This window comes from Chitinophaga sp., assembly GCF_036569185.1.
Taxonomy (GTDB): Bacteria; Bacteroidota; Bacteroidia; order Chitinophagales; family Chitinophagaceae; genus Chitinophaga.
On the sequence record NZ_DATCRD010000310.1, the window covers coordinates 14,336 to 30,512 of the forward strand.

Genomic DNA, 16,177 nt, shown 5'->3' on the forward strand with positions numbered 1-16,177 from the left:
CTTATAATGTAAAGCAAACCGGTGTTAAAATCTTAGCGTCCTGTTGCCACTTTTTTTTATTTTTTTTCTGTTCATGTTCAATTGTCTGTTCAACACTCATTAAAATGGCCATAATAAAAAGAGGGTGACCAGCTTATCGCTGTGCTTTTTGAGGAAGCGCAGCGCCTGTGATAACAGTACATAGGTAGCATTTATGCTGAGCGACATCAGCGCCGCAGCTTCCTTGGTATCCAGCCCCTGGAAATAGCGCAGGTGCAACACTTCCTGCTGCCTCCGGGGCAGCTGGTTGATCACCCTCACCAGTTTCTGCTGCTGTTCCTTTTCCGATTCCCTGTCCATAATAATATGCTCCGGGTTGGTGCTGAAGTCGGCTTTGTCCATCGACTGATCAAACATCCTGGGTACATACAGGGGCTTCAGGCTGCGGAGAATATTTCTTTTAAGACTGGCCAGCAGGTAAAAACGGATAGTATCATTAATGGATAAACGTTCCCGGCTGAACCATAGCGTCACAAAAAGATCGTGAATGCAATCTTTTACGATGGTTTCATCTGCGTGAACTTTCATGCCATAATTGAACAGTGCGGGGAAATGCTGTGTATAAATGAAAGACAATGCATGCTTATCGCCTTCCACTACTTTTATCCATAGCTCCTTATCATTCAGGCTGGCGTACAACTCAGTAGATTTAAAATTTGTGCGGTTCTATTTTTTATCTTTATATTCAATTCGTCTTAAAGATATAAACAGTAATAATAGTAAGCAAGTGTCGGAATTTAAAGGATGCACCGGAATTTTAGACAGTTGCATGACTTTTGGGCTTTTCATTTGATTGCATGCAATCAAATTTGGTATTAATTTAAAATAACTAGCATGCATATTAAGACAATGGCAGAATATGCCGCAAACGGAGAAACCCCGGAAGTGCTGTTCTGGGTGGGATGTGCAGGGAGTTTTGATCAGCGTGCCCAGAAAATTACCCGGGCATTTGCCACTATCCTTGAAAAGGTAGGTATCCGTTTTGCCATTTTGGGAAAAGAAGAAAGCTGCACCGGCGATCCGGCGAGAAGAGCGGGTAACGAATTTATTTTCCAGATGATGGCGCAAAATAATATCCAGTTACTGAATATGTATGAGGTGAAGAAAATTGTTACCGCCTGCCCTCACTGTTTTAATACTTTAAAAAATGAGTACCCTGCATTGGGAGGCAACTATGAAGTAATACATCATACCACTTTTCTCCAGTCGCTCATCGATGAAGGAAAAATAAAAGTGCAGGAAGGCGGCACTTTCAAAGGAAAGAAAATCACTTATCATGATTCCTGCTACCTGGGCCGCGCCAATAATATATATGAAGCGCCCCGTAAAGTGCTGGAAACGCTGGATGCCGACCTGGTGGAAATGAAACGCTGCAGAAGCAAAGGGCTTTGTTGCGGCGCAGGCGGCGCCCAGATGTTCAAGGAAGAGGAAAAGGGCACTACCCGTATCAACTTTGAGCGGGGACATGAAGCCGTAGCTACCGGCGCCACGGTGATTGCCTCCAATTGCCCTTTTTGTATGACCATGCTGACAGACGGTGTGAAAGACGCCGGTAAGGAAGACTCCGTAAAGGTACTTGACATTGCAGAGCTGATAGCCGGCAGCATGAAATGAATACATTTACCTAAATTTGTACCATGAATAGCAGCAACATCTTCCCTTCAGGCTTTTCTCCCGCCTCCAGGGTTTGGATATACCAGAGCAACAGACCATTCAATGAACAGGAGATACTGGAAATTAATGAACAGCTGCACCAGTTCACCAGCCAATGGAACGCACACGGCGCTCCGGTAAAGGGTTGGGGACAGGTAGTGCTGAACCAGGTAATTGTATTGATGGCAGATGAATCGCAGACCACGGTAAGTGGCTGCAGTACAGACAGTTCCGTTCGTATCATCAAAAGTATAGAAAAACAGTACGGGGTAAATATGTTCGATCGCCTCCTGCTGGGCTTTATTGTAAAAGATAAAATAGAGCTTTTGCCTATGGCCCAGGTGGCTTATGCCCTGGAAAAAGGCTATATCAACGAAAATACGATCTATCTTAATAATACCGTACTTACAAAGCAGGAGCTGGACACCAACTGGTTACAACCGTTGAAAGACAGCTGGGTGGCGAAAAAGCTCAAGGCTAAAACCGCATAAGAGACACCGTTTTGGGGCGCATCAAGTCCACCTTTACTCCACGCCCGGTGTATGGCCTGTTTGTATCCTATTTATGGTTTATTCGTATACAAGCCTGTTTCCGGGTCATTGGTATTCAATAATGGAATACTAAAGATCCGGAAATCTATTTTCTGCCATTCTGTCATTTTGTAATTTTTATTATCTATTTTTGCTTTCCAAAATTTTTGTCAGGATGCTTGATCTGGATACCAAAGTGCATGATGAAAGTCGCCAGGGAGAAGCTTATGCTCCTGCAACGACTGGCACCCAAACATATACTAAAAAATTCTACATTGAAAGTTACGGATGCGCAATGAATTTCAACGACAGCGAAATTGTTGCATCCATCCTGGGCGAAGAAGGCTACGGCCCTACCCGCAACGCCGAAGAAGCGAGCCTGATATTGCTGAATACCTGTTCTATCCGCGATAAAGCGGAACAGACCGTGCGTAAACGTCTTACCGAATTCAAAAAAATAAAACAGCAAACCCCGGGTATGCTGGTAGGTGTGCTGGGCTGTATGGCCGAACGTATCAAGGGTAAACTGCTGGAAGAAGAAAAGCTGGTAGACCTGGTAGTGGGCCCGGATGCGTACCGTAGTCTCCCTGCCCTGATCGCAGAAGCAGGTACCGGCCAGAAATCGGTGAATGTGTTGCTGAGCCGGGAAGAAACTTACGGGGATATCAGCCCGGTGCGACTGGACAACAACGGGGTTACCTCTTTTGTATCCATCATGCGGGGGTGTAATAATATGTGCTCCTTCTGCGTAGTACCGTTTACCCGGGGCCGTGAACGCAGTCGCGACGCCTATTCCATTGTCCGCGAAGCAGAAGAGCTGTTTGCCAATGGCTACCGGGAAGTAACGCTCCTGGGGCAGAACGTTGACTCCTACTACTGGACCAGCGACGACGGCAGTGAAACCATCACCTTTGCCATGCTGCTGGAAAAAGTAGCGCTCATCAATCCTTTGCTGCGCGTACGTTTCAGCACATCCCATCCGAAAGATATTACAGATGAAGTACTTTTCACCATGCAGAAGTATGACAACATCTGTAACTATATCCACCTGCCGGTGCAAAGCGGCAGCTCACGCATATTGCAGCTCATGAACCGTACGTATACCCGTGAATGGTATATCAAAAAGGTAGACCGTATCCGTGAACTGCTCCCCGACTGTGGCCTTTCTACCGACGTGATCGCCGGTTTCTGCACAGAAACAGAAGAAGATCACCAGGAAACCCTGAGCCTGATGCGCTATGCCGGCTACGACCTGGCGTATATGTATTTCTACTCCGAACGCCCGGGTACACTGGCAGAACGCCGGTACAAAGACGATGTTCCGGAAGAAGTAAAGAAAAGACGGTTGGCAGAAATAGTGGCGTTGCATCGCGAGTGCTCTCAGGAAAACATGCAGAAAGAAGTTGGCAAAACCTTCAAAGTATTGGTGGAAGGCACTTCCAAACGTTCTTCCGAACAGCTGTTCGGAAGGAATGATCAGAATAAGGTAATCGTGTTTCCGAAGGAAAACTTTAAGAAAGGCGATTATGTGATGGTGAAAGTGGAAAGCTGCACATCGGGTACTTTGATCGGGAAAGCTGTAGTTTAGTATAAATTTAATAGTATGATAAATCCGATTATTTCGCGTCATATAGAAGAGATAAAAGATACTTGCGATAAGCATCATGTAAAATATCTGTTTCTGATTGGCTCCGCGGCAAGAAATACCATGCAATCAGGAAGTGACGTGGATTTATTATACTCCTTTAAAGAAAAAGAAATACCTGGGGATCAATATGCTGATAATTTCTTTGACCTGAAAAATTCACTTGAAAACATCCTGAAAATCAAGGTAGACCTGGTAGCCCAGGATTATCTCAGAAATCCGTACTTCATCAACGCAATTAATAAAGATAAGACCCTGGTATATGAAGGATAGATCAATAGAAAAATATATGTATGATGTGATTGATTCGATCAATGCCATACAGGTATTTACTAAAGATGCAACTGATTTCGACACGTTTGTATCTTCCAGACTACTGACCAGTGCAATTGAAAGGGAATTACAGGTTCCCGATCTGAATATCAGTGAAGTACAAAAAATAAAAGCGACAAGGAACATCATTGTTCATGATTATGATGGGATCAATTACAGGATTTTGTGGGATATCATCAATAATCATCTTCCAATTTTAAAAAAGGAAGCCGAAGCTATTTTAAACCATCAAACATATGAATAACCGCTTATGGACATACAGGCTATAAAAAACAGGTTTGGCATTATTGGTAGTAGTCCTGCACTCAATTACGCATTGCAGGTGGCTGTTCAGGTAGCCAATACCGATCTCACGGTACTTATTAACGGGGAGAGCGGTGTTGGTAAAGAGGTTTTTTCACAGATCATCCATGCCCTGAGCGCCCGCAAACATAATCCGTTTATTGCCGTTAACTGCGGCGCTATCCCTGAAGGGACTATCGATTCCGAGCTTTTCGGGCACGAAAAAGGATCGTTTACCGGTGCGGTCGACAGCCGCAAGGGGTATTTTGAAACCGTTAACGGCGGTACCATTTTCCTTGATGAAATCGGTGAAATGCCGATGGGCACACAGGCCCGGCTGCTCCGTGTACTGGAAACCGGTGAATATATCCGCGTGGGCTCCTCCAAAGTACAGAAAACAGATGTGCGGGTAGTAGCCGCCACCAACCGCGATCTGCTGGAACGCACCCAGCAGGGAAAATTCCGCGAGGATCTTTACTACAGGCTCAACACCGTACCCATCCGGGTGCCGGCGCTACGCGACCGTAAGGAAGATATCCCGTTATTGTTCAGGAAATTCTCGGTCGATTTCTCCGAAAAGTATAAAACACCTTCTATACAGCTGGATGAAGAAGCCAGGAACATCCTGGTGAATTATCCCTGGAGAGGTAATATCCGTGAACTGAAAAATATTGCAGAGCAGATTTCCGTTTTGTCTTCAGACAAACTGGTCACCGCCAATGACCTGAAACGATTCCTGCCGGACCAGCCGGAGGTAAACCGCCTGCCCATGCTGGCGGCGCCGCAGCCAACCAGCGATTTCAGCAGCGAAAGGGATATCCTCTACAAGCTGTTCTTCGATATGAAGAAAGATGTGACAGAGGTAAAGAAAATGTTCTTCGACATCCTGCAGAACCCGAATATGGCCCATGCAGCGGAGTTTCACGCCGATAATCATGTGATGCACAACTACCCTGGCGTAGCTGAAATGAATACGCCTCCGGGCCCCGGCCTCGGACCGGCGCAACAACCCATTATCCTGGCGGATAATAAAATTGACCACCACGAAGAAGTGGAAGAAACACTGTCGATTGCCGATAAAGAAAAAGAACTCATTGTGAAAGCGCTGAAAAAACACAAAGGCAAACGCAAGGATGCCGCGCTGGACCTCGGAATTTCTGAAAGAACACTTTACCGCAAACTCAAGGAATATAACATCGCTGAATAAACGAATTAATCCAAGCACCACAATGATCAGCAATATCAAAGCATTTATAGCCATCAGCATAATGGCAATACTGGCAGGTTGCAGCGTAAAATACTCTACCACCGGCGCCAGTATTGACCAGGGGGCTACTACAGTGAACGTACGCTTTATTGAAAACAGGGCGCCCATCAATAACCCGACCCTGAGCCAGAAGCTGACCATGAAGCTGCGCGACAAGATCACTTCTCAAACCCGCCTGACACAGGTGAATGAAACGGAGCCACGCGCCGACTATGAATTCAAGGCAACTATTACCGGCTACTCCTTTTCCAATGCGGCTGTGACCAATGTTGACCAGGCAGCTACCTCCAGGCTGAATGTTACCGTAAATGTTACTTTTATCAAACGCATAGGCGATAAAAAAGGCTTTACCCAATCCTTTTCCCGCTCCGCAGAGTTCCCCGCTACACAATTGCCCAGCAGCGTGGAAAACCGCCTGCTGGACGAGAATATCATTCCGGGTATCACGGATGATATCTTCAACAGGGCTTTTGCAAACTGGTAGTGTGTAATCATTAATTTATTACATTAGCAACCTATGACGGCAAACAGGATTATAGCACATGTGTTTCAGCAACCCTCCCTTCAGTTGGTAAACGAAGCGGCCATGGAGCAACTGGTAGCGGATCATCCGTATTTTTCCGCAGCCCGCCTCCTGCTGGCGAGAAAAATTTACCAGCAAACCGGCAACCTTCATCATCCCGCTGTTAAAAAAGCGCTGCTGTATTCAGACCAGCATCATTATGCCTATCAGCTGATCATACAGGAACAGGTGTTGCAGGAAGTGGAAAACCGTGTAGCCGCCGTTATCCCGGAAGATACCCTGCCACAGGAAGATACGGCAACAGCTGTACCGCAGTCTGCGGAAGAACCAGCCATATCCCCTGAACCGGAGGAAGAAGTACTTCCACCAGCAAGTGGTGAACCGGCTATAATCCACGAAGAAGAAACATTATCACCGGCATCCGTTCCTGCAGCCCCGGAAACAGGTACCTTTACACCGGAATTTGAAACAACAGCTACGGAAGAAGAAAATACAGCATTGACAGCAGCAACAGAAACCGTTCACACTCCCTCCGCAGATCATACCCCAGCGCCGGAAACGGCAGCCCCCATTGCGGTGGCTGATTTTGAACCGGGAGATGAAGAGCATACCGTAGAAACACCGCCGCCACCGGTGGCAATGCCTTCCCCTGCCAACGGGCAGGATAGTGAACAGGAGATCAAAGCCACCGACGGGGAGGAATCAGATGCCGCCGGCCCCATCAAAATATTCCCGCTGGCAACGGCAACAGAAGAAACAGAACTGGTATTTCAACCTTTATACACAGATGATTATTTTGCTTACAAAAGGCTTAAAAACCCTGAAGAAGCAGATGATTTAAATGAGCAAGGCGTGGCAGAAATGAAAAGCTTTACCTCCTGGTTACGGCAAATGAAAGACAACTTCGCCGGCAAAACCAATAAGGATTGGTATCATCAGCAATTACACCGGATTTATGATGAAGATGAAGAACCGGAAGTTTCCGAAACAGTGGAAAAAATGGCCATGGACTCCATTGTTTTCAACAATGATATCGTTTCCGAAACCCTGGCAGAGATCTGGGTACGGCAGCAGCAGTATGGCAATGCGATTAAGATATATCAAAAATTAAGTTTGCTTAATCCCGACAAAAACGCTTATTTTGCGCAAAAGATATTAGACCTAAAGTCAAAAACAGATAAAAATAAACAGTAATTTCTATGTTGATAATTTTCGGTATCCTGATCATATTAGCCTGTGTGTTGCTCGGCTTCTTCGTGCTGATCCAGAACCCCAAAGGTGGCGGGCTCTCCGGCAACCTCGGTGGTGTTGGCAATCAGGTGATTGGGGTGCGTCAGACAACTGACGTGTTGGAAAAAGGTACCTGGATACTGGCGGTAATTATTGCCGTATTATGCCTGACCTCTCCTTTCTTTATTGGTAAAGGCAGCAAAGTACAACAGGTAGCGCCAAGTGCGGTTGAAAGAGCATCCGCCGGCCAGCCAATTACACCACAGGCGCCATCTACTCCGTTACCAGGCACTCCTGCTCCGGCACCAGCGCCTGCTCCCGGCAAGTAATTAACATTATCAGAATAATAATATTTGAAACCTCGCCGTTAAAAGCGAGGTTTTTTTTAATGGCAACCGGCGGAGTACATTGAAAAGCCTGGCTGATCGCCGATGTTGCCCCCTTGTAACTTCCAACTCTATCTATGGCGAAGAAAAGCAAACAATCCAGCGCTAAATCAGTATGGATAAGACGGATACTGGTCATTGCCGGCTGCCTGGCGGCAGGCGCCCTGGTATACACCTCTTACCGCGTATTCGGGCCTAACACCAAAGCCTTCGGCGACAGCAAATACTTTTATGTACGTACCAACAGCACCTACTCCGCCGTGCTCGACGGACTGGAAGAACAAGGGATTATCCGCAACCGCAGCAGCTTTAACTGGGTGGCGGAACAACTGGACTATCCCAACCGCGTAAAAGCAGGCCGCTATAAAATTACCCGCGGTATGAGCAACTTCGATATTGCCCGTATGCTCCGTTCGGGGAAACAATCACCAGTGGTACTGGTGATCAATAAGCTGCGTACCAAAAATGATTTTGTCCGCAAAATCTCCAACAACCTGGAAGCAGATTCCAATGTAATGCGCTCCCTCATGAACGACCCGGTATACCTCCGCCAGTTTGGACTGGATACCAACACCGTGATGTGCGCCATTATACCAAATACTTTTGAGTTTTACTGGAACACCGGCGCTGAAGCCGTGTTCAAAAAACTGGAAAAGGAAAGGGAAGAATTCTGGACCCCGGAAAGGAAAGATAAAGCAGCCAAACTGGGCCTTTCTATGAACGAGGTCACCGTACTTGGCTCCATCGTGGAAGAAGAAACCAATAAAAACGACGAAAAGCCTATCATTGCCAGCGTGTATCTCAACCGCTACCGCAAAGGCATGCGCCTGCAGGCAGATCCTACCGTGAAATTTGCCCTGCAGGATTTCGGCCTGAAAAGGATCCGTGAAAATCATACCCTCTTCGATTCTCCGTATAACACTTACCGTTATGCCGGGCTTCCTCCCGGACCGATTTGCACGCCCTCGGAAAAAACTTTAAATGCCGTATTGAATACCCCGGAAACAGATTACCTTTATTTTTGTGCCAGGGCCGATTTCTCCGGCTACCATGCTTTTGCAGCCACCTATGCCGAGCACCTGGTAAACGCAAAAAAATACCAGGCAGAACTGAATAAAAGAGGTTTCTAAATAAAACAACAAATTTGGCCTTCAAACCCGAAAACATCATCTTTCGTTCAAAACCCTACCGCCGGTTGGTGGAAAGGACTAAAACCCTGATCCTTCCCGGGTTTGAAGGCATCCCTTTATACGACGTACTAAAACATTTCGGCCAGGAAACGAAAAGCCGCGGGCTTGGCGACCGGGCAAGGGCTATCTCCTTTAACTTCCTCCTGGCCATTCCACCGTTTTTTATCTTCCTGTTTACGCTGGTGCCTTACATTCCTGTACAAAACATAGAGCCTACCCTCTATGACCTTGCCGAGGATCTTACCCCCAACTATAATACCTACATGATTGTGCGGGGAATGATCCACGACTTCCTCTACACACACCGCAACGGGCTGCTCTCTATCGCATTCCTGATGGGATATTTCTATTCCTCCAACGGGGTAATGGGCATACTCCGTTCCTTTGGGAAAATACAGGGCGCCGGGTTCAGGAAAAGAAAATGGTGGCAAAACAGGCTCATTGCCCTGCAACTCACTGCCATCCTGGTACTGCTGCTGCTCATTACTGTTGCCCTTATCATTGCCCAGGGCGCCACGCTCCGCTGGCTGTTCAACCTCATCGGCATCCACAGTACCTTGCTGAGAAACGTGATCGACATTGCCCGCTGGGTGCTCATCATTATGCTTTTCTATTCCGTTAACGCAGTGCTGTACCGCATTGGCGCTGCCACTACCAAACGCTGGAAATTTATTACCGCCGGCGCAGCCGTGGCTACCATATTCATGATCCTCGTTACGATAGGGTTCTCCTGGTTTGTCAATAATTTCGGCAACTACAACAAAATTTATGGGTCTATCGGCACCATCCTGGTACTCATGCTCTGGATCTTCTTTAACTCCTTTATCCTCCTTGTTGGGTTTGAGCTGAATGCCAGTATCAGGAGCATCAGCGATGCAAAACAGGAAGAAAAAAAACAATCCCTTTCTGCATAATCTACATTATCAGCCCCCTTCTCCCCCTTACCTGATAAATATTTTTATCTTACTATTATTTATTATATCTTAAATGATTATTTGTCTTCAAAAAAGACAGAAAATATACTGTGCATTTTACTATATTTAGTCAGGACCTGAAAACCATACGCTATGATTAAGGCCACCTTTTATTTATCCTGCTGTACCATTTTATTTTCCTCCTTTCAGCCAACCCGGGAAGTACCCCTGGAACCAGGATCTCCCTTACCAAAATCAGAAATAACCTGTACAGATATTTCCGGGAAAGAGATCTCCTTAGGCGCTGCAAAAAGGAGTAACGGGCTACTGGTGATCTTTGGAAGTAATCAATGTCCTTATATGCTGCGCAACCAGGAACGGCTGCGCAATATCTGCCAGTATGCGTCAAAAAACAGCATCGGTGTAATTATGATCAACTCCAATGAAGCCGCGCGCAGCGATAATGAATCCCTTGCCGCCATGAAACAGTACGCAGCCGCGCAGCAATTCAAATGGTATTATGTGGTAGACAGGAATGCTTTACTGGCCAACGCTTTCGACGCTAACCACACCCCTGAATGCTTCCTGTTCGATAAAAGCAGCCGGCTCGCTTATAAGGGAGGAATTGATGACAGTCCCGGTAATGCAGATGCGGTGAAAACTCATTTATTGCAGAACGCCATCAATGAGATGCTGGCCGGCAAACCTGTCAGTGTAAACACTTCCCATAGTATGGGCTGCAACATAAAAAGGAATCTTTAAAATTTACCGGTGATTTCCTGTTTCTTTTTTTCAGGGAGATGAGATACTGCCGTATACCATCTCCCTGAAAAATCAACAACATATTACTGGCCTACCAGGAAAACTGCATTACTGAACAACAGTTTGCCGTTTTCCCAGAAACTTCTGAACAAAGGATTATCTGCCAGGATGATGACGGACCCGCTGCCTATTTCCTTCACACCAAACAACAAACCGTCTTTCAACTGTTGCCGCGTAGATGCACCTACAAAGCCCGCGAGATAGCTGTCTTTCTTTAACACGCCTACATTCCAGCCCCCATTCTCAATAAACTCATATAAATGGGCATCCTGCTTCAGCGTATAATAAAACGCGGGATAGCCAAATGCCAGCGGATGCGTGGTATCCAGCTGCACTTTATAAATAGCGCCGGGAATAAATTGTTTGATGCTTTCACGTTCCCTGTTGGCATATGGTTTCAGGGCATCATACGGGTGCGCTGCAGCAGCTTTTTCTTTTGCATCTTTATCTTTTTCTTCCTCTTTCTTCAGCTTTATGCCCCAGTCGGCCCCAGCCACCTGCACTGCCGCCGATTCCAGTGCAATCAGCTTTCCACCGTTATTTACCCAGTCTTTCAATTTGTCAGTAGCAGCTTTATCTTCAAATATTTTATAGTCTCCGTCGGCTAAGATCAATACATCTGTCTGGTCCCAGTTGATATCATCCACATTTCGTTCATCCACTACCGTTATAGGAAAATCCAGCTGTTGTTCAAAGAAATGCCAGATCTCTCCCATGCCCAGGGAGGAGATGCCTCTTCCGGCCAGCAGCGTAACTTCCGGCTTACGGATAAAGCGGATCTTATCGGAGCCAAAGTCCATTCCTTTGTCTACAAAACCGGTGGCGACAGCCTCCAGTGAAATCTTGAAATGATTGGCCTGCATGGTGATAAAGCGGTCAAACTGATCACCTTTTGCCGTATTTCCCGAACGGGTAATCACAAGTGTTCCTGCCGGGTAATCCTTACCACCGGCGGTGAAAGGCGTTTCCGTAAATCTCACTTTAATATCGTTTTGCAGCAGCGACGACAGGAATTTCACATCGCGTAAGCTGTTCCATTTAGCGAGATAGGCATATGGTTTCTGCGCAGATAAAGGCGTGTTATTACGCGTTACCGGTGCATCTGCTGCAGGCGTTAACGGCTGTTTTACCGCATAGGAAGTTAACCCGTATGCATAAGGCAGGGCCCATGCAGTGATATCGTAAGTAACTGAATCCGTTAGGCGGGACACCGGTTCAAACAGTACGCGCAACATGTTGGAATGCGGCTGATAAGCGTTGATCACCAGGTCTTCCTTATCGATGGTAAACGTTTCCGTTTTGCCTGTAAAATAATTGAAACCGCTGGCACTGCCGGTACCGGCGCCGAAGCCAACAGTAATATTGTTTTTACGCAGCAGCTCTGCCAGGGTGTTAAGCTTTTCTGTATTGCCGCCGGCTTTCACCACGTACGATTTATATCCGCCCTGCGGCGTTTTTTGTGCGGCTTCAAAATACTGTGCATACTCGCTGAGGATCTTTGCCGCCTGTTGCGACGCCACTTCAACGGTAGACATGCTGGTGGCAAAATGATGCGCGATGCGGTCTGTCAGTGTAAGCGTATCGCCATCCCTTTTCAGCACCGCTACGCCGGCCCTTCCGCTCCCGCCCTGCTCATAGGTCATACCAATGGCGCCGTTATACATAGGATAAGTATCGCCATAACTGGGATAGAAAAGATCAAAACGTTCCTTGGTAAAATACAGCCAGCCCTGTTCGTCAAAATACTTTGCATTATTTTTCCCGATGAGCACCTGCAACTGCCGCTGCCAGGGAGTGATGGCGTCGTGAAAAGGTTCTGCCGCAGGCGCAAAATAATAAGGCGCCTCTATTTCCTGCTCATGGAAATCCACATGCAGCTGCGGCATCCATTGGTTGTATTTAGCCAGCCGCTGCTGCGATTCCTTTTGTGTTTGCCAGGCCCAGTCGCGGTTCAGGTCAAAATAATAATGATTGGCCCTTCCACCCGGCCAGGGCTCATTATGCTCCCTCGACCAGCGGTTTACATTAGGCGTAACGCTGCGGGTATTGTTATAAAAGTTCACATATCTTTCACGGCCATCGGGATTAAGACAGGGGTCAATGATCACCACGGTATTCTTCAGCCATTGCTGCGTTTGTGCATTTCCGTTATTCACCAGTTCATACAGCGCTTTCATGGAGGCTTCCGTAGAAACCGCCTCGTTGCCATGTACATTATAGCTTAGCCATACAATTACCGGTTGGTTGGCAGCGCTGTTGCCTTTTGCATTAGACATATCGAGGCTGTGTTGCCGGATCTCCTCCAGCCTGCCTGCGTTTTCCGGAGAAGCTACAATAGCCATCAGCAACGGCCTGCCTTCATAGGTAGTGCCATATTGCTCCAGCTTTACATTCTTTGCGGTAGCTGCCACCTGCTTAAAATATTCTACCACCCTGTAATGTGGCGTAAACTGGGTTCCCAGGGGATAACCGAGAAACTGGTCTGGCGTTGGCACCTGGGCGGTTGCAAAAAGAGCGCCCAGCATAACGAAAGCCATTAATAAAAGTCTGCGCATATAAAGCCTGCAATTGGATACTGTAAGTTAGGAATTGTTTTCCGGTGATAATTATTCGCCTGCTTAAATTATTAAATTTCCCATAATTCAGCGCATATCGTTAATTTCGATGCAAACAGACACCCATGCGTTTCCTTATCATGCTGGGGATGACGGTATGCACATTACACACCGCCTGTGCCCAGCAAACAACAGATGAACTACATCCTTACGACTACAGTATTGAGAAAGATATTAAGGTATTGCACGGGGCAGTGGTATCTGCACATCCGCTGGCGAGCCGCGTAGGCGCCATTGTACTGCAACAGGGCGGCAATGCCGTAGATGCTGCCATTGCCACCCAGCTGGCGCTGGCAGTGGTATATCCCGGCGCCGGTAATATTGGTGGCGGCGGGTTCCTGGTAGGGCATCTGAAAAACGGGCGCAATATTGCTATCGACTACCGGGAAACCGCGCCGGCAAAAGCGCACAGGGATATGTACCTGGACTCACTCGGTAATCCCATCACCCAGCTAAGCCTTGACGGGCACCTCGCCGCAGGTGTGCCCGGCACCGTGGCCGGTTTATTCGCCGCCATGAAATATGCGAAACTGCCTTTTTCCAAACTGATAGATCCCGCCATCCGCCTGGCAGAGAAAGGATTTGTGATCACCGCCTCAGAAGCCGCAGGGCTTAACAGCGCCAGGGCAGATTTTGAAAGACTGAACACCACTAAAACCGCTTTTGTAAGGGAACAACCCTGGAATGCCGGTGATACCCTGGTGCAGAAAGAACTGGCTCATACCCTCACGCTTATACGAAATAAAGGAGCCGCAGGATTTTACCAGGGAGAAACCGCTGCCAGCATCGTAGCAGAAATGAAACGTGGCAACGGCATCATGACCCTGCAGGATCTGAAAAATTACAAAGCAAAGGAAAGAACTGCTGTGGCATTTAACTATAAAGGCTATACGATTGTAACCATGCCCCTGCCCTCCAGCGGTGGCATTTGCCTGCAACAGCTCATGGGCATGGTGGAAAACTATCCCATCTCGCAGTGGGGCTTCCAGTCGCCACAAGCCGTTCAGCTGATGGTGGAAGCAGAAAGACGCGCCTATGCCGACCGCGCCCAGTTCCTCGGCGACCCCGATTTTGTGAAAGTACCTTTCTCCCGGCTCACAGATAAAAAATATCTCGCTGCCCGTATGCAGGACTTTACGCCAGGCAAGGCCGGTTCCAGCGAACAAACCAAAGCAGGGGTGCTGCCTGAAAGCGAAGAAACCACCCATCTCAGCATCATTGATGCCGATGGCAATGCCGTAGCAGTAACCACCACACTCAATGGCCACTTCGGTAGCAGAACAGTAGTAGGTAAAGCAGGCTTCCTGCTGAACAATGAAATGGACGACTTCAGCGTAAAACCTGGCGTGCCCAATATGTACGGACTGGTAGGCGCCGAAGCCAATGCCATTGCTCCCGCCAAACGCATGCTCAGTTCCATGACGCCTACCCTGGTGCTGCAAAAAAATGAGGTGCTGTATTCCCTGGGCACACCTGGTGGCTCTACCATCATTACCTCCGTGTTCCAAACGTTAATGAATACACTGGAATTTGGGCTTACGCCATCAGAAGCCATCAACAAACCCAAGTTCCATCACCAGTGGCTGCCCGATGAAATTGCCGTGGAAAACGGGTTCCCCGACAGCACCATCCAGGTTCTGGAAGGAATGGGCTACAAGGTGGTAAAGCGCGGCCCCATAGGTCGTACAGAAATTATTAAAAGAGCGCCTGAAAGCCGCTACCTGGAGGCATCCGGTGATACGCGCGGGGACGACAGCGCTGCAGGATATTAATCTAAAAATACTGATATGTCTATTCAATCCATCTACTTGCAAAGCGTGCTAAAACGTTTTGAAATCCACCGGGAGCTTGGCTTTAAAACCATACAGCGACTGAACAAAGACCAGCTCAACTGGCAACCGGAAGGTGAACCCAACAGCATTACCATGATCATTAAACACCTGAATGGGAATATGTTGTCGCGCTGGACCGATTTCCTCACCACAGACGGAGAAAAACCGGGCCGTAACCGCGACCAGGAATTCGAGGAAGACAACTACAGTTATGAACAGATTGTACAATTGTGGAACGAGGGCTGGGATTGCATGCTTAACGCCCTCCGCGGGCTACAGGACACGGATCTCGACAGGACGGTATTTATCCGCAACGAGCCTCATATTGTGATAGACGCGATTAACCGGCAGCTGGCGCATGTGCCCTATCACGTGGGCCAGATCGTATATATCGGGAAAATGATCCTGAAAGATAAATGGGAAAGCCTGTCCATCCCCAAAGGCGGATCAGCAGCTTTCAATAAAGCCAAAACAGGGAACTGAACATTCATGAAAATACGTCACCTATTTGCCGTTATTACGGTATTCCTCCTGTTCGCCGCCTGCCAGGGGAAAAAGAACAATGAACTGCTGATGAATAAAAAGTGGCGGGTATATGATGTGAAAATTCCGCCGGAATCGCCCATCAGCAACACACAGTATATACAGGCACAGGACCTGAAAAAAGGTTATTACCGGGATGCTTATTACCAGTTCCTGGATAATAACGTATTTGTGGCTACCATTGCCGGCAGGTCCGACACCGGTAAATACTTCATTCTCAGCAACGGCGCCATGATCTCCGTTACGGCAAAAAACGGCGACCGCAAGGTGGAAAACCTCGTTACAGTTACCAGGCTTACGGATGATTATTTCGACATGCAGGTAACTTCTACCGACTTCCAGTTTATTTTGTGCACGAAGAAAGAATAACGGC

General features: G+C 47.5%; 17 protein-coding genes. 15 read left to right on the plus strand and 2 right to left on the minus strand.

Annotated elements, in window-relative coordinates:
• Positions 1–99: 99 nt before the first annotated feature.
• On the minus strand, positions 100–678 hold the full coding sequence (locus VIM72_RS23980; protein ID WP_332005353.1) for a sigma-70 family RNA polymerase sigma factor: 579 nt from the start codon (positions 676–678) through the stop codon (positions 100–102).
• Between the two features lie 195 nt (positions 679–873).
• Here VIM72_RS23980 and VIM72_RS23985 point away from each other — a divergent pair, with 195 nt between their 5' ends.
• From VIM72_RS23985 to VIM72_RS24040, 12 genes are all read left to right on the plus strand, one after another.
• Entirely contained in the window at positions 874–1,653 is a 780-nt protein-coding gene (locus VIM72_RS23985; protein WP_332005354.1) for a (Fe-S)-binding protein, read from the plus strand.
• A gap of 23 nt (positions 1,654–1,676) precedes the next feature.
• Positions 1,677–2,183, plus strand: coding sequence for a hypothetical protein (locus tag VIM72_RS23990; RefSeq protein ID WP_332005355.1), 507 nt, complete (start codon positions 1,677–1,679; stop codon positions 2,181–2,183).
• A 214-nt stretch (positions 2,184–2,397) separates the two neighbouring features.
• Positions 2,398–3,810, plus strand: coding sequence for a tRNA (N6-isopentenyl adenosine(37)-C2)-methylthiotransferase MiaB (gene miaB, locus VIM72_RS23995; protein WP_332005356.1), 1,413 nt, complete (start codon positions 2,398–2,400; stop codon positions 3,808–3,810).
• A 15-nt stretch (positions 3,811–3,825) separates the two neighbouring features.
• A complete protein-coding gene (locus tag VIM72_RS24000; protein ID WP_332005357.1) occupies positions 3,826–4,140 on the plus strand; it encodes a nucleotidyltransferase family protein in 315 nt (104 codons plus the stop codon).
• Entirely contained in the window at positions 4,130–4,444 is a 315-nt protein-coding gene (locus VIM72_RS24005; protein WP_332005358.1) for a DUF86 domain-containing protein, read from the plus strand. Before VIM72_RS24000 ends, VIM72_RS24005 begins: the two co-directional genes overlap by 11 nt.
• A gap of 6 nt (positions 4,445–4,450) precedes the next feature.
• Positions 4,451–5,689, plus strand: a complete 1,239-nt coding sequence (locus VIM72_RS24010; RefSeq protein WP_332005359.1) for a sigma-54 dependent transcriptional regulator — start codon at positions 4,451–4,453, stop codon at positions 5,687–5,689.
• A gap of 22 nt (positions 5,690–5,711) precedes the next feature.
• Positions 5,712–6,233 carry an LptE family protein gene (locus VIM72_RS24015; protein ID WP_332005360.1) on the plus strand — a complete coding sequence of 174 codons (522 nt, stop codon included), beginning with the start codon at positions 5,712–5,714 and terminating at the stop codon, positions 6,231–6,233.
• 33 nt (positions 6,234–6,266) lie between these two features.
• Positions 6,267–7,466, plus strand: a complete 1,200-nt coding sequence (locus tag VIM72_RS24020; protein ID WP_332005361.1) for a hypothetical protein — start codon at positions 6,267–6,269, stop codon at positions 7,464–7,466.
• Between the two features lie 5 nt (positions 7,467–7,471).
• A complete protein-coding gene (gene secG, locus VIM72_RS24025) occupies positions 7,472–7,831 on the plus strand; it encodes a preprotein translocase subunit SecG (protein WP_332005362.1) in 360 nt (119 codons plus the stop codon).
• A 134-nt stretch (positions 7,832–7,965) separates the two neighbouring features.
• The gene (gene mltG, locus VIM72_RS24030; RefSeq protein WP_332005363.1) at positions 7,966–9,018 is read left to right on the plus strand and encodes an endolytic transglycosylase MltG; all 1,053 of its coding nucleotides are present in this window, start codon (positions 7,966–7,968) and stop codon (positions 9,016–9,018) included.
• Positions 9,019–9,032: 14 nt separating this feature from the next.
• Positions 9,033–9,992, plus strand: a complete 960-nt coding sequence (locus VIM72_RS24035) for a YihY/virulence factor BrkB family protein (RefSeq protein ID WP_332005364.1) — start codon at positions 9,033–9,035, stop codon at positions 9,990–9,992.
• Positions 9,993–10,145: 153 nt separating this feature from the next.
• Positions 10,146–10,754, plus strand: a complete 609-nt coding sequence (locus VIM72_RS24040) for a redoxin family protein (protein ID WP_332005365.1) — start codon at positions 10,146–10,148, stop codon at positions 10,752–10,754.
• A gap of 83 nt (positions 10,755–10,837) precedes the next feature.
• Here VIM72_RS24040 and VIM72_RS24045 read toward each other — a convergent pair whose 3' ends face one another.
• Positions 10,838–13,369 (minus strand): M14 family metallopeptidase, encoded by a 2,532-nt coding sequence (locus tag VIM72_RS24045; protein WP_332005366.1) that lies wholly within the window; start codon positions 13,367–13,369, stop codon positions 10,838–10,840.
• A 125-nt stretch (positions 13,370–13,494) separates the two neighbouring features.
• On the opposite strand from VIM72_RS24045, the gene ggt reads away from it, so the two are divergent.
• The 3 genes from ggt to VIM72_RS24060 are packed head-to-tail and all read left to right on the plus strand — an operon-like array spanning position 13,495 to position 16,173.
• Positions 13,495–15,201: a gamma-glutamyltransferase gene (ggt, locus tag VIM72_RS24050; protein WP_332005367.1), complete on the plus strand. Its 1,707-nt coding sequence runs from the start codon at positions 13,495–13,497 to the stop codon at positions 15,199–15,201.
• Between the two features lie 15 nt (positions 15,202–15,216).
• The gene (locus VIM72_RS24055; protein ID WP_332005368.1) at positions 15,217–15,744 is read left to right on the plus strand and encodes a DUF1572 family protein; all 528 of its coding nucleotides are present in this window, start codon (positions 15,217–15,219) and stop codon (positions 15,742–15,744) included.
• A 6-nt stretch (positions 15,745–15,750) separates the two neighbouring features.
• Complete coding sequence (locus tag VIM72_RS24060; protein WP_332005369.1) at positions 15,751–16,173, plus strand: hypothetical protein; 423 nt, start codon at positions 15,751–15,753, stop codon at positions 16,171–16,173.
• The last annotated feature ends 4 nt before the right edge of the window (positions 16,174–16,177 follow it).

Excerpts from the sequence above, each read along its gene's own strand:
- VIM72_RS23985 (WP_332005354.1), top strand. The coding sequence starts at position 874 with ATGCATATTAAGACAATGGCAGAATATGCCGCAAACGGAGAAACCCCG.
- VIM72_RS23990 (WP_332005355.1), top strand. The coding sequence starts at position 1,677 with ATGAATAGCAGCAACATCTTCCCTTCAGGCTTTTCTCCCGCCTCCAGG.
- miaB (WP_332005356.1), top strand. The coding sequence starts at position 2,398 with ATGCTTGATCTGGATACCAAAGTGCATGATGAAAGTCGCCAGGGAGAA.
- VIM72_RS24000 (WP_332005357.1), top strand. The coding sequence starts at position 3,826 with ATGATAAATCCGATTATTTCGCGTCATATAGAAGAGATAAAAGATACT.
- VIM72_RS24005 (WP_332005358.1), top strand. The coding sequence starts at position 4,130 with ATGAAGGATAGATCAATAGAAAAATATATGTATGATGTGATTGATTCG.
- VIM72_RS24010 (WP_332005359.1), top strand. The coding sequence starts at position 4,451 with ATGGACATACAGGCTATAAAAAACAGGTTTGGCATTATTGGTAGTAGT.
- VIM72_RS24015 (WP_332005360.1), top strand. The coding sequence starts at position 5,712 with ATGATCAGCAATATCAAAGCATTTATAGCCATCAGCATAATGGCAATA.
- VIM72_RS24020 (WP_332005361.1), top strand. The coding sequence starts at position 6,267 with ATGACGGCAAACAGGATTATAGCACATGTGTTTCAGCAACCCTCCCTT.
- secG (WP_332005362.1), top strand. The coding sequence starts at position 7,472 with ATGTTGATAATTTTCGGTATCCTGATCATATTAGCCTGTGTGTTGCTC.
- mltG (WP_332005363.1), top strand. The coding sequence starts at position 7,966 with ATGGCGAAGAAAAGCAAACAATCCAGCGCTAAATCAGTATGGATAAGA.
- VIM72_RS24040 (WP_332005365.1), top strand. The coding sequence starts at position 10,146 with ATGATTAAGGCCACCTTTTATTTATCCTGCTGTACCATTTTATTTTCC.
- VIM72_RS24045 (WP_332005366.1), bottom strand. The coding sequence starts at position 13,369 with ATGCGCAGACTTTTATTAATGGCTTTCGTTATGCTGGGCGCTCTTTTT.
- ggt (WP_332005367.1), top strand. The coding sequence starts at position 13,495 with ATGCGTTTCCTTATCATGCTGGGGATGACGGTATGCACATTACACACC.
- VIM72_RS24055 (WP_332005368.1), top strand. The coding sequence starts at position 15,217 with ATGTCTATTCAATCCATCTACTTGCAAAGCGTGCTAAAACGTTTTGAA.
- VIM72_RS24060 (WP_332005369.1), top strand. The coding sequence starts at position 15,751 with ATGAAAATACGTCACCTATTTGCCGTTATTACGGTATTCCTCCTGTTC.